Source organism: Roseimaritima multifibrata, from assembly GCF_007741495.1.
Taxonomy (GTDB): Bacteria; Planctomycetota; Planctomycetia; order Pirellulales; family Pirellulaceae; genus Roseimaritima; species Roseimaritima multifibrata.
Genome location: NZ_CP036262.1, coordinates 2,699,387 through 2,714,094, shown reverse-complemented (window position 1 = coordinate 2,714,094; position 14,708 = coordinate 2,699,387). Strand labels below are relative to the sequence as shown.

At 55.3% G+C, this 14,708-nt stretch carries 12 protein-coding genes; 8 read left to right on the top strand and 4 right to left on the bottom strand.

Going from position 1 to position 14,708, the window contains the following annotated elements; translation table 11 throughout:
• Window positions 1–50 precede the first annotated feature (50 nt).
• The 4 genes from FF011L_RS09975 to FF011L_RS09960 all read left to right on the top strand — a co-directional run bounded on the left by FF011L_RS09975 (window position 51) and on the right by FF011L_RS09960 (window position 3,730).
• On the top strand, window positions 51–1,217 hold the full coding sequence (locus FF011L_RS09975) for a hypothetical protein (protein ID WP_218933116.1): 1,167 nt from the start codon (window positions 51–53) through the stop codon (window positions 1,215–1,217).
• 69 nt (window positions 1,218–1,286) lie between these two features.
• The gene (locus FF011L_RS09970) at window positions 1,287–1,724 is read left to right on the top strand and encodes an iron-sulfur cluster assembly scaffold protein (RefSeq protein WP_145351543.1); all 438 of its coding nucleotides are present in this window, start codon (window positions 1,287–1,289) and stop codon (window positions 1,722–1,724) included.
• A 2-nt stretch (window positions 1,725–1,726) separates the two neighbouring features.
• Complete coding sequence (locus FF011L_RS09965) at window positions 1,727–3,025, top strand: aminotransferase class V-fold PLP-dependent enzyme (protein ID WP_145351542.1); 1,299 nt, start codon at window positions 1,727–1,729, stop codon at window positions 3,023–3,025.
• A 297-nt stretch (window positions 3,026–3,322) separates the two neighbouring features.
• A complete protein-coding gene (locus FF011L_RS09960; protein ID WP_145351541.1) occupies window positions 3,323–3,730 on the top strand; it encodes an endonuclease domain-containing protein in 408 nt (135 codons plus the stop codon).
• A 33-nt stretch (window positions 3,731–3,763) separates the two neighbouring features.
• Here the strand turns inward: FF011L_RS09960 and FF011L_RS09955 are convergent, their stop codons facing one another.
• A complete protein-coding gene (locus tag FF011L_RS09955) occupies window positions 3,764–4,036 on the bottom strand; it encodes a hypothetical protein (protein WP_145351540.1) in 273 nt (90 codons plus the stop codon).
• A 173-nt stretch (window positions 4,037–4,209) separates the two neighbouring features.
• Here FF011L_RS09955 and FF011L_RS09950 point away from each other — a divergent pair, with 173 nt between their 5' ends.
• A complete protein-coding gene (locus FF011L_RS09950) occupies window positions 4,210–4,617 on the top strand; it encodes an endonuclease domain-containing protein (RefSeq protein WP_145351539.1) in 408 nt (135 codons plus the stop codon).
• A 33-nt stretch (window positions 4,618–4,650) separates the two neighbouring features.
• On the opposite strand, the gene FF011L_RS26255 is transcribed toward FF011L_RS09950, so the two are convergent.
• Window positions 4,651–4,869 carry a hypothetical protein gene (locus tag FF011L_RS26255; RefSeq protein ID WP_218933115.1) on the bottom strand — a complete coding sequence of 73 codons (219 nt, stop codon included), beginning with the start codon at window positions 4,867–4,869 and terminating at the stop codon, window positions 4,651–4,653.
• A 256-nt stretch (window positions 4,870–5,125) separates the two neighbouring features.
• Here FF011L_RS26255 and FF011L_RS09940 point away from each other — a divergent pair, with 256 nt between their 5' ends.
• Window positions 5,126–5,533: an endonuclease domain-containing protein gene (locus FF011L_RS09940; protein WP_145351537.1), complete on the top strand. Its 408-nt coding sequence runs from the start codon at window positions 5,126–5,128 to the stop codon at window positions 5,531–5,533.
• 504 nt (window positions 5,534–6,037) lie between these two features.
• Here the strand turns inward: FF011L_RS09940 and FF011L_RS09935 are convergent.
• Together FF011L_RS09935 and FF011L_RS09930 are read right to left on the bottom strand one after the other, a co-directional pair.
• Window positions 6,038–7,894: a Gfo/Idh/MocA family protein gene (locus FF011L_RS09935; RefSeq protein WP_145351536.1), complete on the bottom strand. Its 1,857-nt coding sequence runs from the start codon at window positions 7,892–7,894 to the stop codon at window positions 6,038–6,040.
• Window positions 7,887–8,846, bottom strand: coding sequence for a DoxX family protein (locus FF011L_RS09930; RefSeq protein WP_145351535.1), 960 nt, complete (start codon window positions 8,844–8,846; stop codon window positions 7,887–7,889). The genes FF011L_RS09935 and FF011L_RS09930 overlap by 8 nt, the downstream gene beginning before the upstream one ends.
• 434 nt (window positions 8,847–9,280) lie before the next feature.
• Here FF011L_RS09930 and FF011L_RS09925 point away from each other — a divergent pair, with 434 nt between their 5' ends.
• Together FF011L_RS09925 and FF011L_RS09920 are read left to right on the top strand one after the other, a co-directional pair.
• Window positions 9,281–13,087, top strand: coding sequence for a secretin N-terminal domain-containing protein (locus tag FF011L_RS09925; RefSeq protein ID WP_145351534.1), 3,807 nt, complete (start codon window positions 9,281–9,283; stop codon window positions 13,085–13,087).
• Window positions 13,088–13,260: 173 nt separating this feature from the next.
• Window positions 13,261–14,208, top strand: coding sequence for a hypothetical protein (locus FF011L_RS09920; protein WP_145351533.1), 948 nt, complete (start codon window positions 13,261–13,263; stop codon window positions 14,206–14,208).
• Window positions 14,209–14,708 lie beyond the last annotated feature (500 nt).

Below are 14,708 nucleotides of genomic sequence, written 5' to 3'. Positions count from 1 at the left end.
CTCAGAAACCGCTTCGCCTATTTTTCGAATTGCCGTCCATGAGAACCAAGATGATCGAACCATTTAAAACGCTCACTCGGCTTAGGATCTCGCGAACCATTCGTGGCGGTAGCAGGATTGTCGCTCGGTTCTGCGAATCGAAGACGGCCCATCCCCAACCATTCCGTTCGGCGATTGCAGCAACATGTATGGTTGCGATATCGCTAAGCCTTTTCAGTTGCGGGCTGGTTGGCAACGTTGCTTCGGCGGCCGATAGTCTGGAGCGAAAAGCGGAATGGCAGATGCCTGATTCGGAACTTGCGGTTGCGGCGCTGCGCGACGCACTGCAGCAACAAAACACTTCGGACCAGGCGATCGAGCAAGCGGCCGCTGCATTCCAGGCTCAGCTGGAGCAACCGCAGACCGATCGACTAGATGCGTTTGTGGATGCCGCGGCCGGCGTCGTTCCCACGATCGCGGAAATCATCGATGCATCCCTCAACGGTGACTTGGATCCGACGGATAAACGATTTGACAAATTGTCGGCCGTATTAAGGAAAGTGGTCGCTTCCTACATCGGCCGCGACTTGGTGCGTGAACGGTTGTTCGATGAAGCATTGCCACTGCTGGCGGATATCGAATTCCAGACCTTCGTCGACCCCGCGACGCTGCTGTTCTACCGAGCCGCCTGCAATCACGCGTTGCTAAACAAAGAAGAAACATTAAAAGACCTACGTCGATTGCTCGACAATGATGCCGAATGCCCCATCCGTTACGCACGGACGGCGAAACTGATGCTTGTCGACATGAAACCGCTGAAACCCGATAGCCTGGACGAAATTTCGCGGTTGATGAGCGATGTCGAACGACGGTTAGAGCTAGGACGCTCCGACGACAAGGTTCAGGAACAAGAGCAAGCGATTATTGACAAACTGTCAAAGTTGATCGACAAAATGGAAGAACAACAAAAACAGCAACAGCAGCAGCAACAACAAGGAGGCGGATCCTCGTCGGGCGGCCAAGCCGAAGGACAGGGGCAACCGATGCAGGATAGTCAAGCCGCTGGAGGAGGCGGGGCAGGCGATGTCGACAAGCGTGACCTAGGAAAACGGAGCGAATGGGGGAAGATGCCCCCTGCCGATCGCGAGCAAGCCTTGCAGCAAATTGGCCAAGATCTACCCACCCATTACAGAGAAGCGATCGAAGCCTACTTTCGAAAAATGGCCACCGACAAGTAGACTGAAGGTGGCCGAACGATAAAACGTTCCGTTTTGACCCTTTGATTTCCATGAACCTTTGATTGCTTTATGCCGTCAGAACAAGATATCTACGAAGAACACGTCCTTGATCACTACGAGGATCCGTATCATCGCGGACATTGTGACTCAGTGACCCACGCCGAAGAGGGGAAAAACCCGCTCTGTGGTGATGAGGTGCGCGTTGAGTTGAAACTGGATGCCGACGGAAAGGTCCAAGAAGCTTGGTTTGAGGGAAAAGGCTGCGTAATCAGTCAAGCTTCCTCATCGATGCTGATGGAAAAAATCGAAGGGATGACCTTTGAGGAAGTCCGAGAGTACACCGCAGAACAAATGCTGGAGCTCTTTGGGCCTCACCTGACCCCGAATCGCCAGAAATGCTGCCTGTTACCGTGGCGAGTCGTCCAGCGTGCGATGCACGCTCCTGTCGATGACGATGACGAATCACAAACACACTTTGGAGGCCCCAGCCTGGGCGAAGAATCTTAAGCATGACCGAAAGCCCAAGCAGTCTCTCGAAATCCGTACTGAATCCGACCCTGTATCGGCCCGATTTTCCGATCCTAGGGCGACAAACCAACAGTGGAGCTCCGTTGGTTTTCCTGGATAACGGGGCGAGCACGCAACGGCCACACGCGGTTATCGACGCGATGTCGGAATGCTACTCCAAGTACTACGCCAACGTGCATCGAGGCATCCACACGCTCAGCGAAGAATCAACCGACCGCTACGAGCAGGCCCGCCGCACGGTCGCTCGATTTCTGAATGCCGCCTCCGAGGTAGAGGTCCTCTTTACCGCCGGGACGACTGCCGCAATCAATACGGTAGCCAGAACATGGGGAGACCAGAATGTCGGTCCGGACGACTACATCCTGCTAACCATGATGGAACATCATGCGAACATCGTCCCCTGGCATCAATTGAGTGAGCGAACGGGCTGTAAGGTCCTGTTTGCGAAACTGAATTCCGAGGGACAAGTCGACCAAGAACATCTCGATTCCCTCTGGCAGCAGTACGGCCAGCAGATCAAAATGTTCGCCTTTACGGCGGTCAGCAACGTTTTGGGAACGATTACGCCCGTCGCCGCGTGGGTCCAGCAAGCCCAACAACACGGGGCGGCGACTTTGGTCGATGCGGCACAGGCTGCCCCCCACATGGCCATCGACGTCCGGCAATGGGATGCAGACTTCGTGATCTTCAGCGGTCACAAACTATGTGGCCCCACCGGGATCGGAGTCCTTTACGGGCGAGAATCGATCCTCGATGCGATGCCTCCATTCCTCGGCGGAGGTGCCATGATAAACACGGTCACCACCGAAGGGTTCACCACGGCGGCACTGCCGGACAAATTTGAAGCGGGCACCCCACCGATCGTTGAAGCCATCGGCCTGGAAGCTGCCATCGATTACATCAGTGCGGTCGGATTGGAAGCGATTCACGATCACGAACAAGTTCTCACGCGACGAGCTCACGAGGGTTTGGCCGGAATCGAAGGGCTAACCATTCTTGGTCCCCAGGATCCAGCATTAAAAGGAGGCATCGTCAGCTTTGTCTTCCCCCACATCCATGCCCACGACATTGCGCAGTGGTTGGACACCCGCGGGATCGCAGTCCGAGCCGGCCATCACTGTGCCATGCCCCTGCACAAAGACCTAGGCATCAGCGCTAGCTCCCGAGCCAGTTTCTACCTCTACAACACCGTCGAAGAGGTCGACAGCTTCGTGCAAGCGGTCAGCGAAGTCACGCAAAAGTTCGCCCCCACCGGTCGCAAAAGACGCCGTCGCAAATAAGAGTCGATGGAAGAGGACTGCGACAAAAGAAGCGAATTAAAAAACCACCGAATAGCCGTCCTTACCAAGGACGGCTTTTTTCGTGTTTGGATACCAGCATGGGCGGGAACGAGCCTAGCCGAACGGATCCCAAAACAAAACTCGATGCTCCCTCCTCCAAAGTCGCTCCCCTCGCCCCCAGCTTGCCTGGGGAAGAGGGGCTGGGGAGAGGGGGCCGGTACTTCCCTGTAGAGGGCCACAAATTCCGTATATTAAAAAGGCCCTGGTGATCGAAATCCTCTAAATCGAGATTCAATCATGCCTCGCCGAACCCGGCGTTCTTCGACCGATTCGTCGCGATCCCCCGAGCGAATCCAGTTCGCCCGCGATCAGAGAGCTACTGCGAATCAGTTCTCAAGCGATGTCTGGCAAATGCTGCGTCGAGGAAACATGGAAGGCGAAAAATTTCGCCGCGAGGTCCCAGAACCTCCTTACACGCTCGACTTTGTCTGCTTGGCGTTGAAATTGGTGGTCGAAGTCGATGGCAGCGACCATGTCACCGACCAGGGAATTCAGCACGACGCCGAAAGGGATCGGTTTTTGCAAACACTCGGCTATCTAATCTTAAGGGTGCCAGGCTTTGAGGTTTTGCGAGATCGAAGTGCGGTTAGAAAAAACATTGCTCAGGCTGTTAGAAAGCGGAGAGCAGCGCTGGGAATGGGATGATTAAACGGAGCTTCTCGCGATGATTTGGGTTGCTCAGCGGATTGCGCGGACGCCCCTCTCCCCCAGCCCCTCTCCCCAAACAAGTTTGGGGCGAGGGGAGCCAGACTGGCGGGAGACGAGCCTAGCCAGACGGATCCCAAACCAAACTCGCCGCTCCATCATCAGTCGCCGCTCCACCATCAGTCGATGCTCCCCCAACAGTCGATGCTCCCCCAACAGTCGATGCTCCCCCAACAGTCGATGCTCCCCCAACAGTCGATGCTCCCCCAACAGTCGATGCTCCCCCATAAGTCGATGCTCCACCATAAGTCGATGCTCCACCACAGTCGACGCTCCCCCATAGTCGCTCCCCTCGCCCCCAGCTTGCCTGGGGGAGAGGGGCTGGGGGAGAGGGGGCCGGTACTTCCCTGTAGAGGGCCACAAATTCCGTATATTAAAAAGGCCCTGGTGATCGAAATCCTCTAAATCGAGATTCAATCATGCCTCGCCGAACCCGGCGTTCTTCGACCGATTCGTCGCGATCCCCCGAGCGAATCCAGTTCGCCCGCGATCAGAGAGCTACTGCGAATCAGTTCTCAAGCGATGTCTGGCAAATGCTGCGTCGAGGAAACATGCAAGGCGAAAAATTTCGCCGTGAGGTCCCAGAACCTCCTTACACGCTCGACTTTGTCTGCTTTGCGTTGAAATTGGTGGTCGAAGTCGATGGCAGCGACCATGTCACCGACCAGGGAATTCAACACGACGCCGAAAGGGATCGATTTTTGCAAACACTCGGCTATCAAATCTTAAGGGTGCCAGGCTTTGAGGTTTTGCGAAATCCAAGTGCGGTTAGAAAAAACATTGCTCAGGCTGTTAGAAAGCGGAGAGCAGCGCTGGGAATGGGATGATTAAACGGAGCTTCTCGCGATGATTTGGGTTGCTCAGCGGATTGCGCGGACGCCCCTCTCCCCCAGCCCCTCTCCCCAAACAAGTTTGGGGCGAGGGGAGCCAGACTGGCGGGAGACGAGCCTAGCCAGACGGATCCCAAACCAAACTCGCCGCTCCATCATCAGTCGACGCTCCACCATCAGTCGACGCTCCACCATCAGTCGACGCTCCACCATCAGTCGACGCTCCACCATCAGTCGATGCTCCACCATCAGTCGATGCTCCACCACAGTCGACGCTCCCCCATAGTCGCTCCACCATCAGTCGACGCTCCACCATCAGTCGATGCTCCACCACAGTCGACGCTCCCCCACAGTCGACGCTCCCCCATAGTCGCTCCCCTCGCCCCCAGCTTGCCTGGGGAAGAGGGGCTGGGGAGAGGGGGCCGGTACTTCCCTGTAGAGGGCCACAAATTCCGTATATTAAAAAGGCCCTGGTGATCGAAATCCTCTAAATCGAGATTCAATCATGCCTCGCCGAACCCGGCGTTCTTCGACCGATTCGTCGCGATCCCCCGAGCGAATCCAGTTCGCCCGCGATCAGAGAGCTACTGCGAATCAGTTCTCAAGCGATGTCTGGCAAATGCTGCGTCGAGGAAACATGGAAGGCGAAAAATTTCGCCGCGAGGTCCCAGAACCTCCTTACACGCTCGACTTTGTCTGCTTTGCGTTGAAATTGGTGGTCGAAGTCGATGGCAGCGACCATGTCACCGACCAGGGAATTCAGCACGACGCCGAAAGGGATCGGTTTTTGCAAACACTCGGCTATCTAATCTTAAGGGTGCCAGGCTTTGAGGTTTTGCGAGATCCAAGTGCGGTTAGAAAAAACATTGCTCAGGCTGTTAGAAAGCGGAGAGCAGCGCTGGGAATGGGATGATTAAACGGAGCTTCTCGCGATGATTTGGGTTGCTCAGCGGATTGCGCGGACGCCCCTCTCCCCCAGCCCCTCTCCCCAAACAAGTTTGGGGCGAGGGGAGCCAGACTGGAGGGAGACGAGCCTAGCCAGACGGATCCCAAACCAAACTCGCCGCTCCATCATCAGTCGCCGCTCCACCATCAGTCGACGCTCCACGACAGTCGACGCTCCCCCATAGTCGATGCTCCCCCATAAGTCGATGCTCCACCACAGTCGACGCTCCCCCATAGTCGCTCCCCTCGCCCCCAGCTTGCCTGGGGGAGAGGGGCTGGGGGAGAGGGGGCCGGTTCTTTCCTGCAGAGGAGACAAGGAGTGGAGGAGTGAAGGAGTGAAGGAGTGAAGGAGTGAAGGAGTGAAGGAGTGGCTGATTCATTGGTCGCTCTACGAAAAAAGCGGCTGCTGGTTTGATTCAAACCTGCAGCCGCTTATGGCTATCTTCGTTTGGCTTACCAAAGCCGGTCTGCCCTAGGCAACCGGTTTTTGGATCGCTTTCATTTCTTCGGCGACGACGCTTCCGTCTGGTGTGGCGTCATTGTCCAGTTCGAACCACTCTTCTTTGAACTGAAGGTATCCGCCTTTGCCTTTGGCTGCGTTTTCTAGTGCCACGTTGGTTCCCAGGGCGATAACAGCATCTCCCATGGCAACTTCAGGGTAACAGCGAGGCCGATTGGCTGGATCTGGATTGCGGATGCAATACGCCCAGTGCTCGATTTCTTCTTGGTAGCCTCGGCTGACCGGTCCCGATTCTGCGACCTGAGATACAGGAGCCGCGAAATCGCCACTGGCACTGGTGTCTAGAACGGCACTGCCGTCTTTCTTGACGACACCGACTTTGGCAGACGGATTGCTGTCGCGGTACAACAGAACATCGACTTCTTTGTCCAGAATCAATGTTCCCTTCGTACCCATCACGACTTCGCCCCAACCGCCAAATCCGTTTCCGTTGATCGTCGAATAAGTGACAACCACTTTCTTGTTCGGATCTTCTTCATAGGAAGGAACCGGTCCGTTTGGATAGTTCAGAACTCGGTCTTTGTATCCGACATCAAACGATTCGGCATACTCAGGTCCGGGGAATTCGAACATGCAGTAGACATGGTCATCGGCATCACGATCCTGTGGCATGATATGCCGACCGCCGACCGCGTGAACGGCCAACGGATGGACCTTTTTATCATCGTTACGCAAGGAACTGAGGAAGATGCTAACCGCATCCAGTTGATGGCTTCCCAGTTCTGCCATCAACCCACCACCGGTGCGATTAAACAATCGCCAACGGTGCAGTTCTTCCATTGGGGTAACCGCATAGTCACCCAAGTTGTAATTCATGTATCCGTAATCGGCTGGGTCGACATACTTGTCCATATCCCAAGCTTCGAAATACGCGATCTGCTGTTGCAGTTCATGGATCTGGTCAAAATCTTGCGAGCGATTTTTCGGATCCATCAAAGCTGCTAGTTTGCCTTGACGGTTCTTCAGGTCTCCGACGATCTTGTCGTAAACACCGCCGTTGACCGTGGTTTCACCACCGGGAAGAGGCATTTTCCAGCTGTCGCCACCGGGGGCGTTGCCACGGTGCCATTGAGCACGAATGTGGTGCAACTGACCAAGCAGTCCCCAGCGAATCAAATTGACAGCGTTGTCGTATTTGATGTTGTAATGGCGTTGGTGACCGGTTGCTAAGTGCAGCGGGTTGCCCTGTTTGTCTTTCAGTTCATAGGACATACGTCCCATGGCTTTACACTGAGCGACATTGTGTGCCATCAATTTTTCGGTCAGCACGTGCAGGCCGCGGTTCATTGCCTGAGCGGCAACGCCGGCATGCAACCAGAGTGGCAAAGCGATGATAACCGCTTCGATATTCGGATCATCAAGACAAGCTTGGATCCCACCGTTGGTGCTGTCGTAGACCTTGATCTGCTTTTCGGCTTCGGTACGCGTTTTGTAACCGTAGACGTCCATCAAACCTGGACGGCGGCCGCGTGCCGATGGAGTCGACCAATCGCCTTCGAAAGCGCGATGGAGACTGAAAGGGCGGATGTCACAGATCGCTTTGACCGTCACGTAATCGGGATTACAACCACCGATCAGCACGTTCCCTTCGTCTCCGGTCCCAATCACAGCGACTCGAACAGGATCAGCAACTTTCTTATAGCCGAAATAGGCTGCTCCCATTCCACCTGCGGTCATTAAACCGGCACCAACAACCCCTTTCAGGAAGTCACGGCGTTCGACGTCTGGCCCATTTTCGAAATAGGAATCGACGGCTCGGTAATAGTTACCTTGTCCGACTTCACGTTGTTCTGGGGATAACTTATCCATTGTGGTGCTCCTTTGACGGCCAACACCGTCGGACCAAGGCGTGTAAAACAGAATCGAGTCCAGCAAAGCGACCGGCACCAGTGCCAGCCAGTACCAAACATGCCATCGACTCGACTAATTGGTAGTAAGTAGAACCCGGCCCGGATGTAGGCGGGTACTGAGATAGAAAAACAGAGAACAAAAACAATGCTGCTGCCAAACTGACCGCAGGCGTTAAAAATCCTAACATCAAACAAATTCCGACCGTCAAGTCGAAATATGGAATCCAGCGATTCACCAACGCCAATCGCGTTGGATCCACTTGATCATCGCCCGGTTTATAAAGGCGAAAATACCCGCGTTTTGCCAGACGGCCTTGAGCGATATCGTTGACCGTTTTTTCGTACTCGGTCCAGACTCCATCGACCCCGATTAGGGCCGGTCGAGCCAACCTTTTCCACTCTGCTTCAATTGTAGCACGCTGGTCACCAAGGCTACTGACACCGTCCCGTGTGGAGTCTTCGCGGAGCTCACGAACCCGAGCTTGCCCGAGGTTATATTCTTCAATTTCCTGGGCATTTGTATCCAAAATGTATTGGATTTGCTTGATCGCATCGACATAGGCAACCTGTGCCTGTTGTTGCTGATCTTCGTCAAAACCGAAGTGTTTTCCAGCACGTTCGCGATAGACGGCCAAATGTTTTTTGGTCAAATCGATATCAAGACGGGCGAACCCTTCACGATCGGGAACCATGTTGTGAAAGTGCTCCGCAAAGGGACCACTGGCATTCGCCATAAAGGGCTCGGCATTCCACGAACCGGTCTTTTTGTCGACCCCTTCGGAATAAAAATGCCACCCGATCGTGACGCGTAACAAGACCAGCATCAAGACGCCGACAGTTCCTAAGAACCGAGGGTAGGCGCCCCAGCCGATCGCTAATCGCAACGGCGATGTGAGCAATTTCTTAAACAAGCCGAAACTCCGCACGTATCTAGTTCAATGAAAGAATACCAAGACCACAGGCTGGGCTATTGATAGAAATCGCTTTCAAATTGCCAAGCAAACCCCACAACCGAAGTTGATCAACATTCTGATGGGGCAAGGCGGGAGGGAAAGGCAGTTTACAAGTCGCCTGAGGGGTAAGCGATTTATTATGGCTAGCCCTGCCCTATTCGCCAACCGACGATCTCAAAAAACATGTGGAAAAACGCTCCCCAGCGGGGGTTTACCCGCTATGACCGCCCCTCTTCAGCAGGAACGTGTCAAGTCGAATAGGCGGGAAAAGTCCTCAAATGACGAATGTTTTTGTTGTACCACTTGTGCCGGTTATGCCGATCATCTGGATAACGAGTTGGGCTTGACCACCTTTAACACAGCTCGTTTCCCCGCAATTGGCTTCAGAAAACATGAAAAAACCACCTCTAACGGGCCGCTCCAGGCGGCATTTACTCGGGCGTCTTGTCGCCGGAATCGTCGTTGGATTGACCAGCACTTCGCTTGTCGCTCAACAGCCGTTCCGACTCCCCCCCTCTCCTGCAGCCAACGGCCCCAATCCGGGATCGGCCGCAGCGCTGAGCGGGCAGACTCCGACCGCCCCGGCGACGTTTCAAACGGAACCCGAGCGTCGTTTACCAAACGACACGTCCTCGGCAGCCAGTCACGAAAAACCGGTCCTGAGGATCATCCCAGTCCCTCCCATCCATGTCCCCACCGTTGGGACAGCGATCGGACTGCGATATCGCAACGCCCCCGGAGTCAAAATTTCACCTGACCGCCGAGAAGGCCGGTTACTGGTGATGGCTCCCGAAGCAATGCAACCCAAGATTGCCGCCGACGTCGCGCGTTTGTTGCCTCCCGATGCGGGCGGGGTGCAACATGCTGTAGGACAAGGCCAACCGAGGGGTCAAGCCACCCAAACCAGTTTTGGTCCAGGTAGATTACAACTCTCCCTGAATCAGGTCGGTTGGCAGCGATTCGAAGACCACCTGACGATGGCGGCCGGTCGAGCCATTCCAGTGACGACTCAGCGAAACGGCGAAATTGCCACCTTCCAACTGGTTGACCAACCGTTGGAAGGAACGACGATCGAGGTGGATCGCCGAGCCAATTCCGTCACCGTTTTCGCGCCACAACCAGCCATCGCCGGCTGGCAAAAACTGATCGGATCGCTTGACCAGTCGGGTATGCCCGCCGGTTCCGTGACCGAATTGGTTCGCGTCCGAAACGCGGAACCGGCTCCAGTGCAACAAGCGATTCGTTTGTTGGGAAATCTGGGTGCCAGTGACGAAGTCGGAATCACGCGAGTGGCAAACACTCCTTTTGCAGTCGCCGTTCAGCAAGAAGGAGCGGCCCCTCAGGGCAACGACGCTCCACAAGGCAATGGCGATGCCGGCACCCCAGACGATGGACCGGCCGCCCCTGAAGAGGGCGTTGGTTTGATCGGCGATGTGAAGGTTCAATTTGTTCCGGACCTTGGCGTGATCGTTGTCAAAGGTTCCAAACGTGACGTGGCTCGCGTGATGGACGTGATTAAACAGATCGAAGAGAAATCGGCTATCACCAAACCTGATGTGGTTGTCCATTCCCTTCAGCATGTCAACAGCCAAGCGATCGCAACGCTGCTTGAAGAACTGTACACCGAAGTCCTTTCGGCTCGTCAGGGTGACGTCAGCATTACCTCGCTGGATAAACCGAATGCATTGTTGCTGATCGGGCGCAGTGAGGCGGTCGCTGCGGCGATCGAAGTCGTAAACAAACTGGACCAACCGGTTCCCGCCGCCACCCAGCTGCGAGTCTTTCGCCTGGAACACGCGTCGGCTATTGATGCCGAAGAAACGGTGACCAACTTCTTCGTTGACCAACCGGGCGACGACGAACAACGGCCAGGACTTGGCGCTCGAGCTCGAGTCGTGGCGGATTATCGAACCAATTCGCTGATCGTCCAAGCGGCTCCGCGTGACCTGCAAGAAGTCGCCAAACTGATCCAAGACTTGGATGTACAGAACATCCCTTCCAAAAGCGAATTGCGAATCATCAAACTGAAAAACGCATTGGCGGAAGATCTGGCTGAAGTGATTCAAGGCACGATCGATGGGACCGAAGAGGGGAACACCGAAAACGGAACGGTCCCCTCGACTTCCTTGTCGATGGTGTCCGTCGATGCCGACGGAAACCAACTGCTCAATTCGGGAATCCTGGCAGGGATCGTGGTGACGGCCGACACCAACGCAAACGCGCTGGTCGTACGTGGATCCAGTAGCGCACTGCCACTGATTGAAGAAATGATCAGGCAGCTGGACCAAACCCCAGGAACCGAATCCTTGGTGAAAGTTTTCACTTTGGAAAATGGGGATTCGCAGCAGCTAACCCTAGCCTTGCAGGAACTGTTCGGGTCGGGCACCAGCACCGGTGGTGTGGGGGCCTTAAACGTCCTGGGACTGGCAGCGGCAACAGCAAATATCGATAGCTCATTGGTCTCCTTGCGATTTTCGTCCGACATCCGCACCAACAGCATCATCGCTAGCGGATCGGCAAACGATTTGGAAGTTGTCGAATCGATCCTACTTCGCTTGGATACTTCCGGGTTTGCCGATCGGATGTTCGAGGTGATTTGGCTGCGAAACCAATACGCTCCAGACGTGGCAACCGCGTTGCAAAGCTTCATCACCAGTCGACAACAGCAACTACAAAACATCCAGCAAGCTCAACAGGGTGGACTCAGCCCGTTTGATGCTCTGGAAAGAGACGTCGTTGTGGTCGCCGAACCGGTAAGCAATAGCTTGGTGATCAGTGTGGCACCACGGTTGTATACGACCATTCGCCGCATGATTGACCAACTGGACCGAAGAGCTCCCATGGTGTTGGTGAAGGTCTTGATTGCAGAAGTCACCCTGGCCGATGGTTTTGAATTTGGCACCGAACTGGGGCTGCAAGATTCCTTGCAGTTTGACCGCGGGATCGCCTCGAGCAATCTGCCAACGGCTGCTCCACCCTCGGACACGGGCTTTGACTTCAACAACAATAACTCGGCAAACAGAAACAGCCTGAACGCAGGGGCACTTGCCGAACGAGCCGTGACATCGTTTGCGACCGGCACGACCAGTTCTGCTTATAACTACGGCGGCTTTGTTTTAAGTGCCGCCAGTGATTCGATCAGCTTGCTTATGCGAGCGTTGCAGGATGCGGGCCGTCTGCAGATCCTCAGTCGTCCACAATTGATGACTCTGGACAACACTCCCGGTGTCGTCCAGGTTGGGTCGTTGGTCCCACGTGTTACCGATGTGACGTCTTCAGCCAATACCGGTACCACCTTTGGCACGGAAGACCTACAGGTCGGTTTGATCCTGAGGGTGACCCCGCGTGTCGGCCGTGATGGCTTGATCGTTATGAATGTGGACGCCATTCGGTCCGCCGTCGACGAAGTGGCTCCGGGTATTCCAATCGGATTTAGCCCAACCGGAGAAGTGATCACGAGTCCTCAGATCCAACAGACTCAGGCCCAATCGGTCGTGACCGCCTACTCTGGGCAAACGGTTATCTATGGTGGATTGATCCAGAAAACGCGTAGCCAGACCAGTCGTCGTGTTCCCTATATTTCGAACATTCCATTGATTGGTGCTCTGTTCCGATTCGATCGCGAAACGGAAAAGCGAAGCGAATTGCTGGTCGTGTTGACCCCAATGATTGTTTCCAGCGAGGAAGATCTTGAATACGTCAAACAAACCGAATCAGCTCGCATGAGCTGGTGCCTGCCGGAAGTGATCGAAATGAACGGAGACGTGGGCCTGAGCGGCGGACATGGGTTATGGGGTCCAGCCCTAGCACCGGTGATCTACCCTGACCTTCAGCCAACGATCGACGACATTCACATCCAGTCGGATGTCCCAACGGACGTTTACTACCCTGAAGAAGCCATCACCCCTCAGCCAAGCGTGCTGATGGAATCGGCTGGCCCTGTCAGGGAAGCTCCTTCCACGCAGAACCCTCGTCCCGACGACGTGAAACCGGTTCAATACATGAATCAGGGCACACCGCCGACCGCAGGTTCAACGTCCGCCGCAGCAGCCGGTTTCCCGGCTCCGATCCAGGGGATTCCGCAATCGCCACCGTCGGCACAGCGTGGCTATTCCACTGCCAATGGTTACTCGTCGGCAGGCGGCTACCCCACCAGTTCGGGGACCGTTCCGCAACGGATTCCCCAACCTGCCCAGTAGCAAGGGTGTAGGAAGTCAGGTGGCGGAACGGCGCAAGCCCAACGCCACCTTCTAGTTTTCATTTAGAACGCATCAAGCGGCGTCATGCCAACCCGCTCGCTGACCCCGCTTTGATCCCCGCACCGATTTGGTCTTTTACCAAACGCCCAGGAAACGGAATTCCGAGTTGACCCATGAAAATCCAAAACTTTCGCGCCGCGTTGTTGCTTGCCATCTGCGTATCAGTTGGGCTGAGTGGCTGTTCGGTGATCAAAGGTGAAAAAACCTTTCGTGAATCGTTGCCGTTGATCGGCAAGAAAAAAGAGGAAGAACCGTATCCCAACCCGCAAAAACTGGCGGTCACTTGGAGTCCGGACGTGATCCTACGAACCGGTGCGACGCCGACACGTGGCTTTGGAGGACGAGTCTTCTTCTACGATGAAAAAACTCGTCCGGTTCCTGTCGAAGGGGAACTTGCGATCCAAGCGATCCGCACCGTCGACGGCGAACAACCTGAACTGAAACGCTATGCGTTCACGTCCGAGCAGTTCACCAGTCACTACAGCCAGACCGACCTTGGGGCTTCCTATAGCATTTGGATTCCCTGGGACGCAGTGGGGGGCTCAGAAACCAAGATCACTTTAATCCCCAGTTTTAAATCCAAAACGGGCGAAGTCCTGCAAGGGACTTCCAGCGTGGTCATGCTGCCTGGGAAAACCGAGCGAGAAGAAACCGCGTTTGATTTGCCGCCACTGGATAAAATGGCTGCCCAGGGCAGCTACGCCGGCGGTGCTTGGAGCTTGGGAAATCTGGCGAACTCCTCCAGGGGCGGTTTAACCACAACCACGATTCCCGTTCGAGGCAGTTTGCCACGCGGCATGCCTGTCCGTCCACCAGTTCCAACGTCGGTTCCCGGTGCAGTATCGGCCGAAGAGCTGTTGGCAAAGTTGAAGGCATCGGCCGGAGAAAACGGAAACGGTTTTGCGACGCAAGCTGCCGGCGTCCAACCGACGGGGCCGGATGGTATCGCGACGCAGGAAACCCCAGCGGTCACCCCCGCATCGGCGCAGATGCCAATGTCACCAGCTCGCACTCCTAGCTTCCAGCTTCCCGAACATCCCAACCAGCGATCCCAACGCTAGGGATGATTCCTGCACGCGGAATACGCACCTGCCCCAGCCCCTCGGGGCTGGGTGGGAGAGGCGATCGATTTAGCGAGAGTCGCCTTTCGCTTGAGACGTGCGATAAATAAGTTGCAAGTAAGCTCGCAGGCAAAAGAGTTCCTAGCCCGCTGCGTAAGCGAGGGACCGAAAAAGCAGGCCAATATCACCCGCTTTTTGGGGAGTTGTCTACTTAGCTTCCGCCGGGCTTGTCCCGGTCCGGGGCAACAACTGGCAGCTACCCCCATGCCTCTTTGCTATTTCATCCTTCTCCGCCAGCCCCAAATCGCCTAGGCGATTTGGGGCTGGCGGAGAACAGCCTTTTGATCGCTACCAATAAGGTAGCTGCCAGTTGCGAGTCCGCCGGGGCAAGCCCGGAAACGGAACTCTCTATACCTGGAGCTAAAAAAGGTGCTGGAATAGCCGAATGATTTGAGGCATCAGCAAGGGTACGAAAATCAGGAAGATTGACCACAGCAATC

Bases quoted from the DNA above. Each gene is read 5' to 3' on its own strand.
- FF011L_RS09975 (WP_218933116.1), top strand. From the start codon at position 51: ATGATCGAACCATTTAAAACGCTCACTCGGCTTAGGATCTCGCGAACC.
- FF011L_RS09970 (WP_145351543.1), top strand. From the start codon at position 1,287: ATGCCGTCAGAACAAGATATCTACGAAGAACACGTCCTTGATCACTAC.
- FF011L_RS09965 (WP_145351542.1), top strand. From the start codon at position 1,727: ATGACCGAAAGCCCAAGCAGTCTCTCGAAATCCGTACTGAATCCGACC.
- FF011L_RS09960 (WP_145351541.1), top strand. From the start codon at position 3,323: ATGCCTCGCCGAACCCGGCGTTCTTCGACCGATTCGTCGCGATCCCCC.
- FF011L_RS09955 (WP_145351540.1), bottom strand. From the start codon at position 4,036: ATGGTGGAGCATCGACTTATGGGGGAGCATCGACTGTTGGGGGAGCAT.
- FF011L_RS09950 (WP_145351539.1), top strand. From the start codon at position 4,210: ATGCCTCGCCGAACCCGGCGTTCTTCGACCGATTCGTCGCGATCCCCC.
- FF011L_RS26255 (WP_218933115.1), bottom strand. From the start codon at position 4,869: ATGGTGGAGCATCGACTGATGGTGGAGCGTCGACTGATGGTGGAGCGT.
- FF011L_RS09940 (WP_145351537.1), top strand. From the start codon at position 5,126: ATGCCTCGCCGAACCCGGCGTTCTTCGACCGATTCGTCGCGATCCCCC.
- FF011L_RS09935 (WP_145351536.1), bottom strand. From the start codon at position 7,894: ATGGATAAGTTATCCCCAGAACAACGTGAAGTCGGACAAGGTAACTAT.
- FF011L_RS09925 (WP_145351534.1), top strand. From the start codon at position 9,281: ATGAAAAAACCACCTCTAACGGGCCGCTCCAGGCGGCATTTACTCGGG.
- FF011L_RS09920 (WP_145351533.1), top strand. From the start codon at position 13,261: ATGAAAATCCAAAACTTTCGCGCCGCGTTGTTGCTTGCCATCTGCGTA.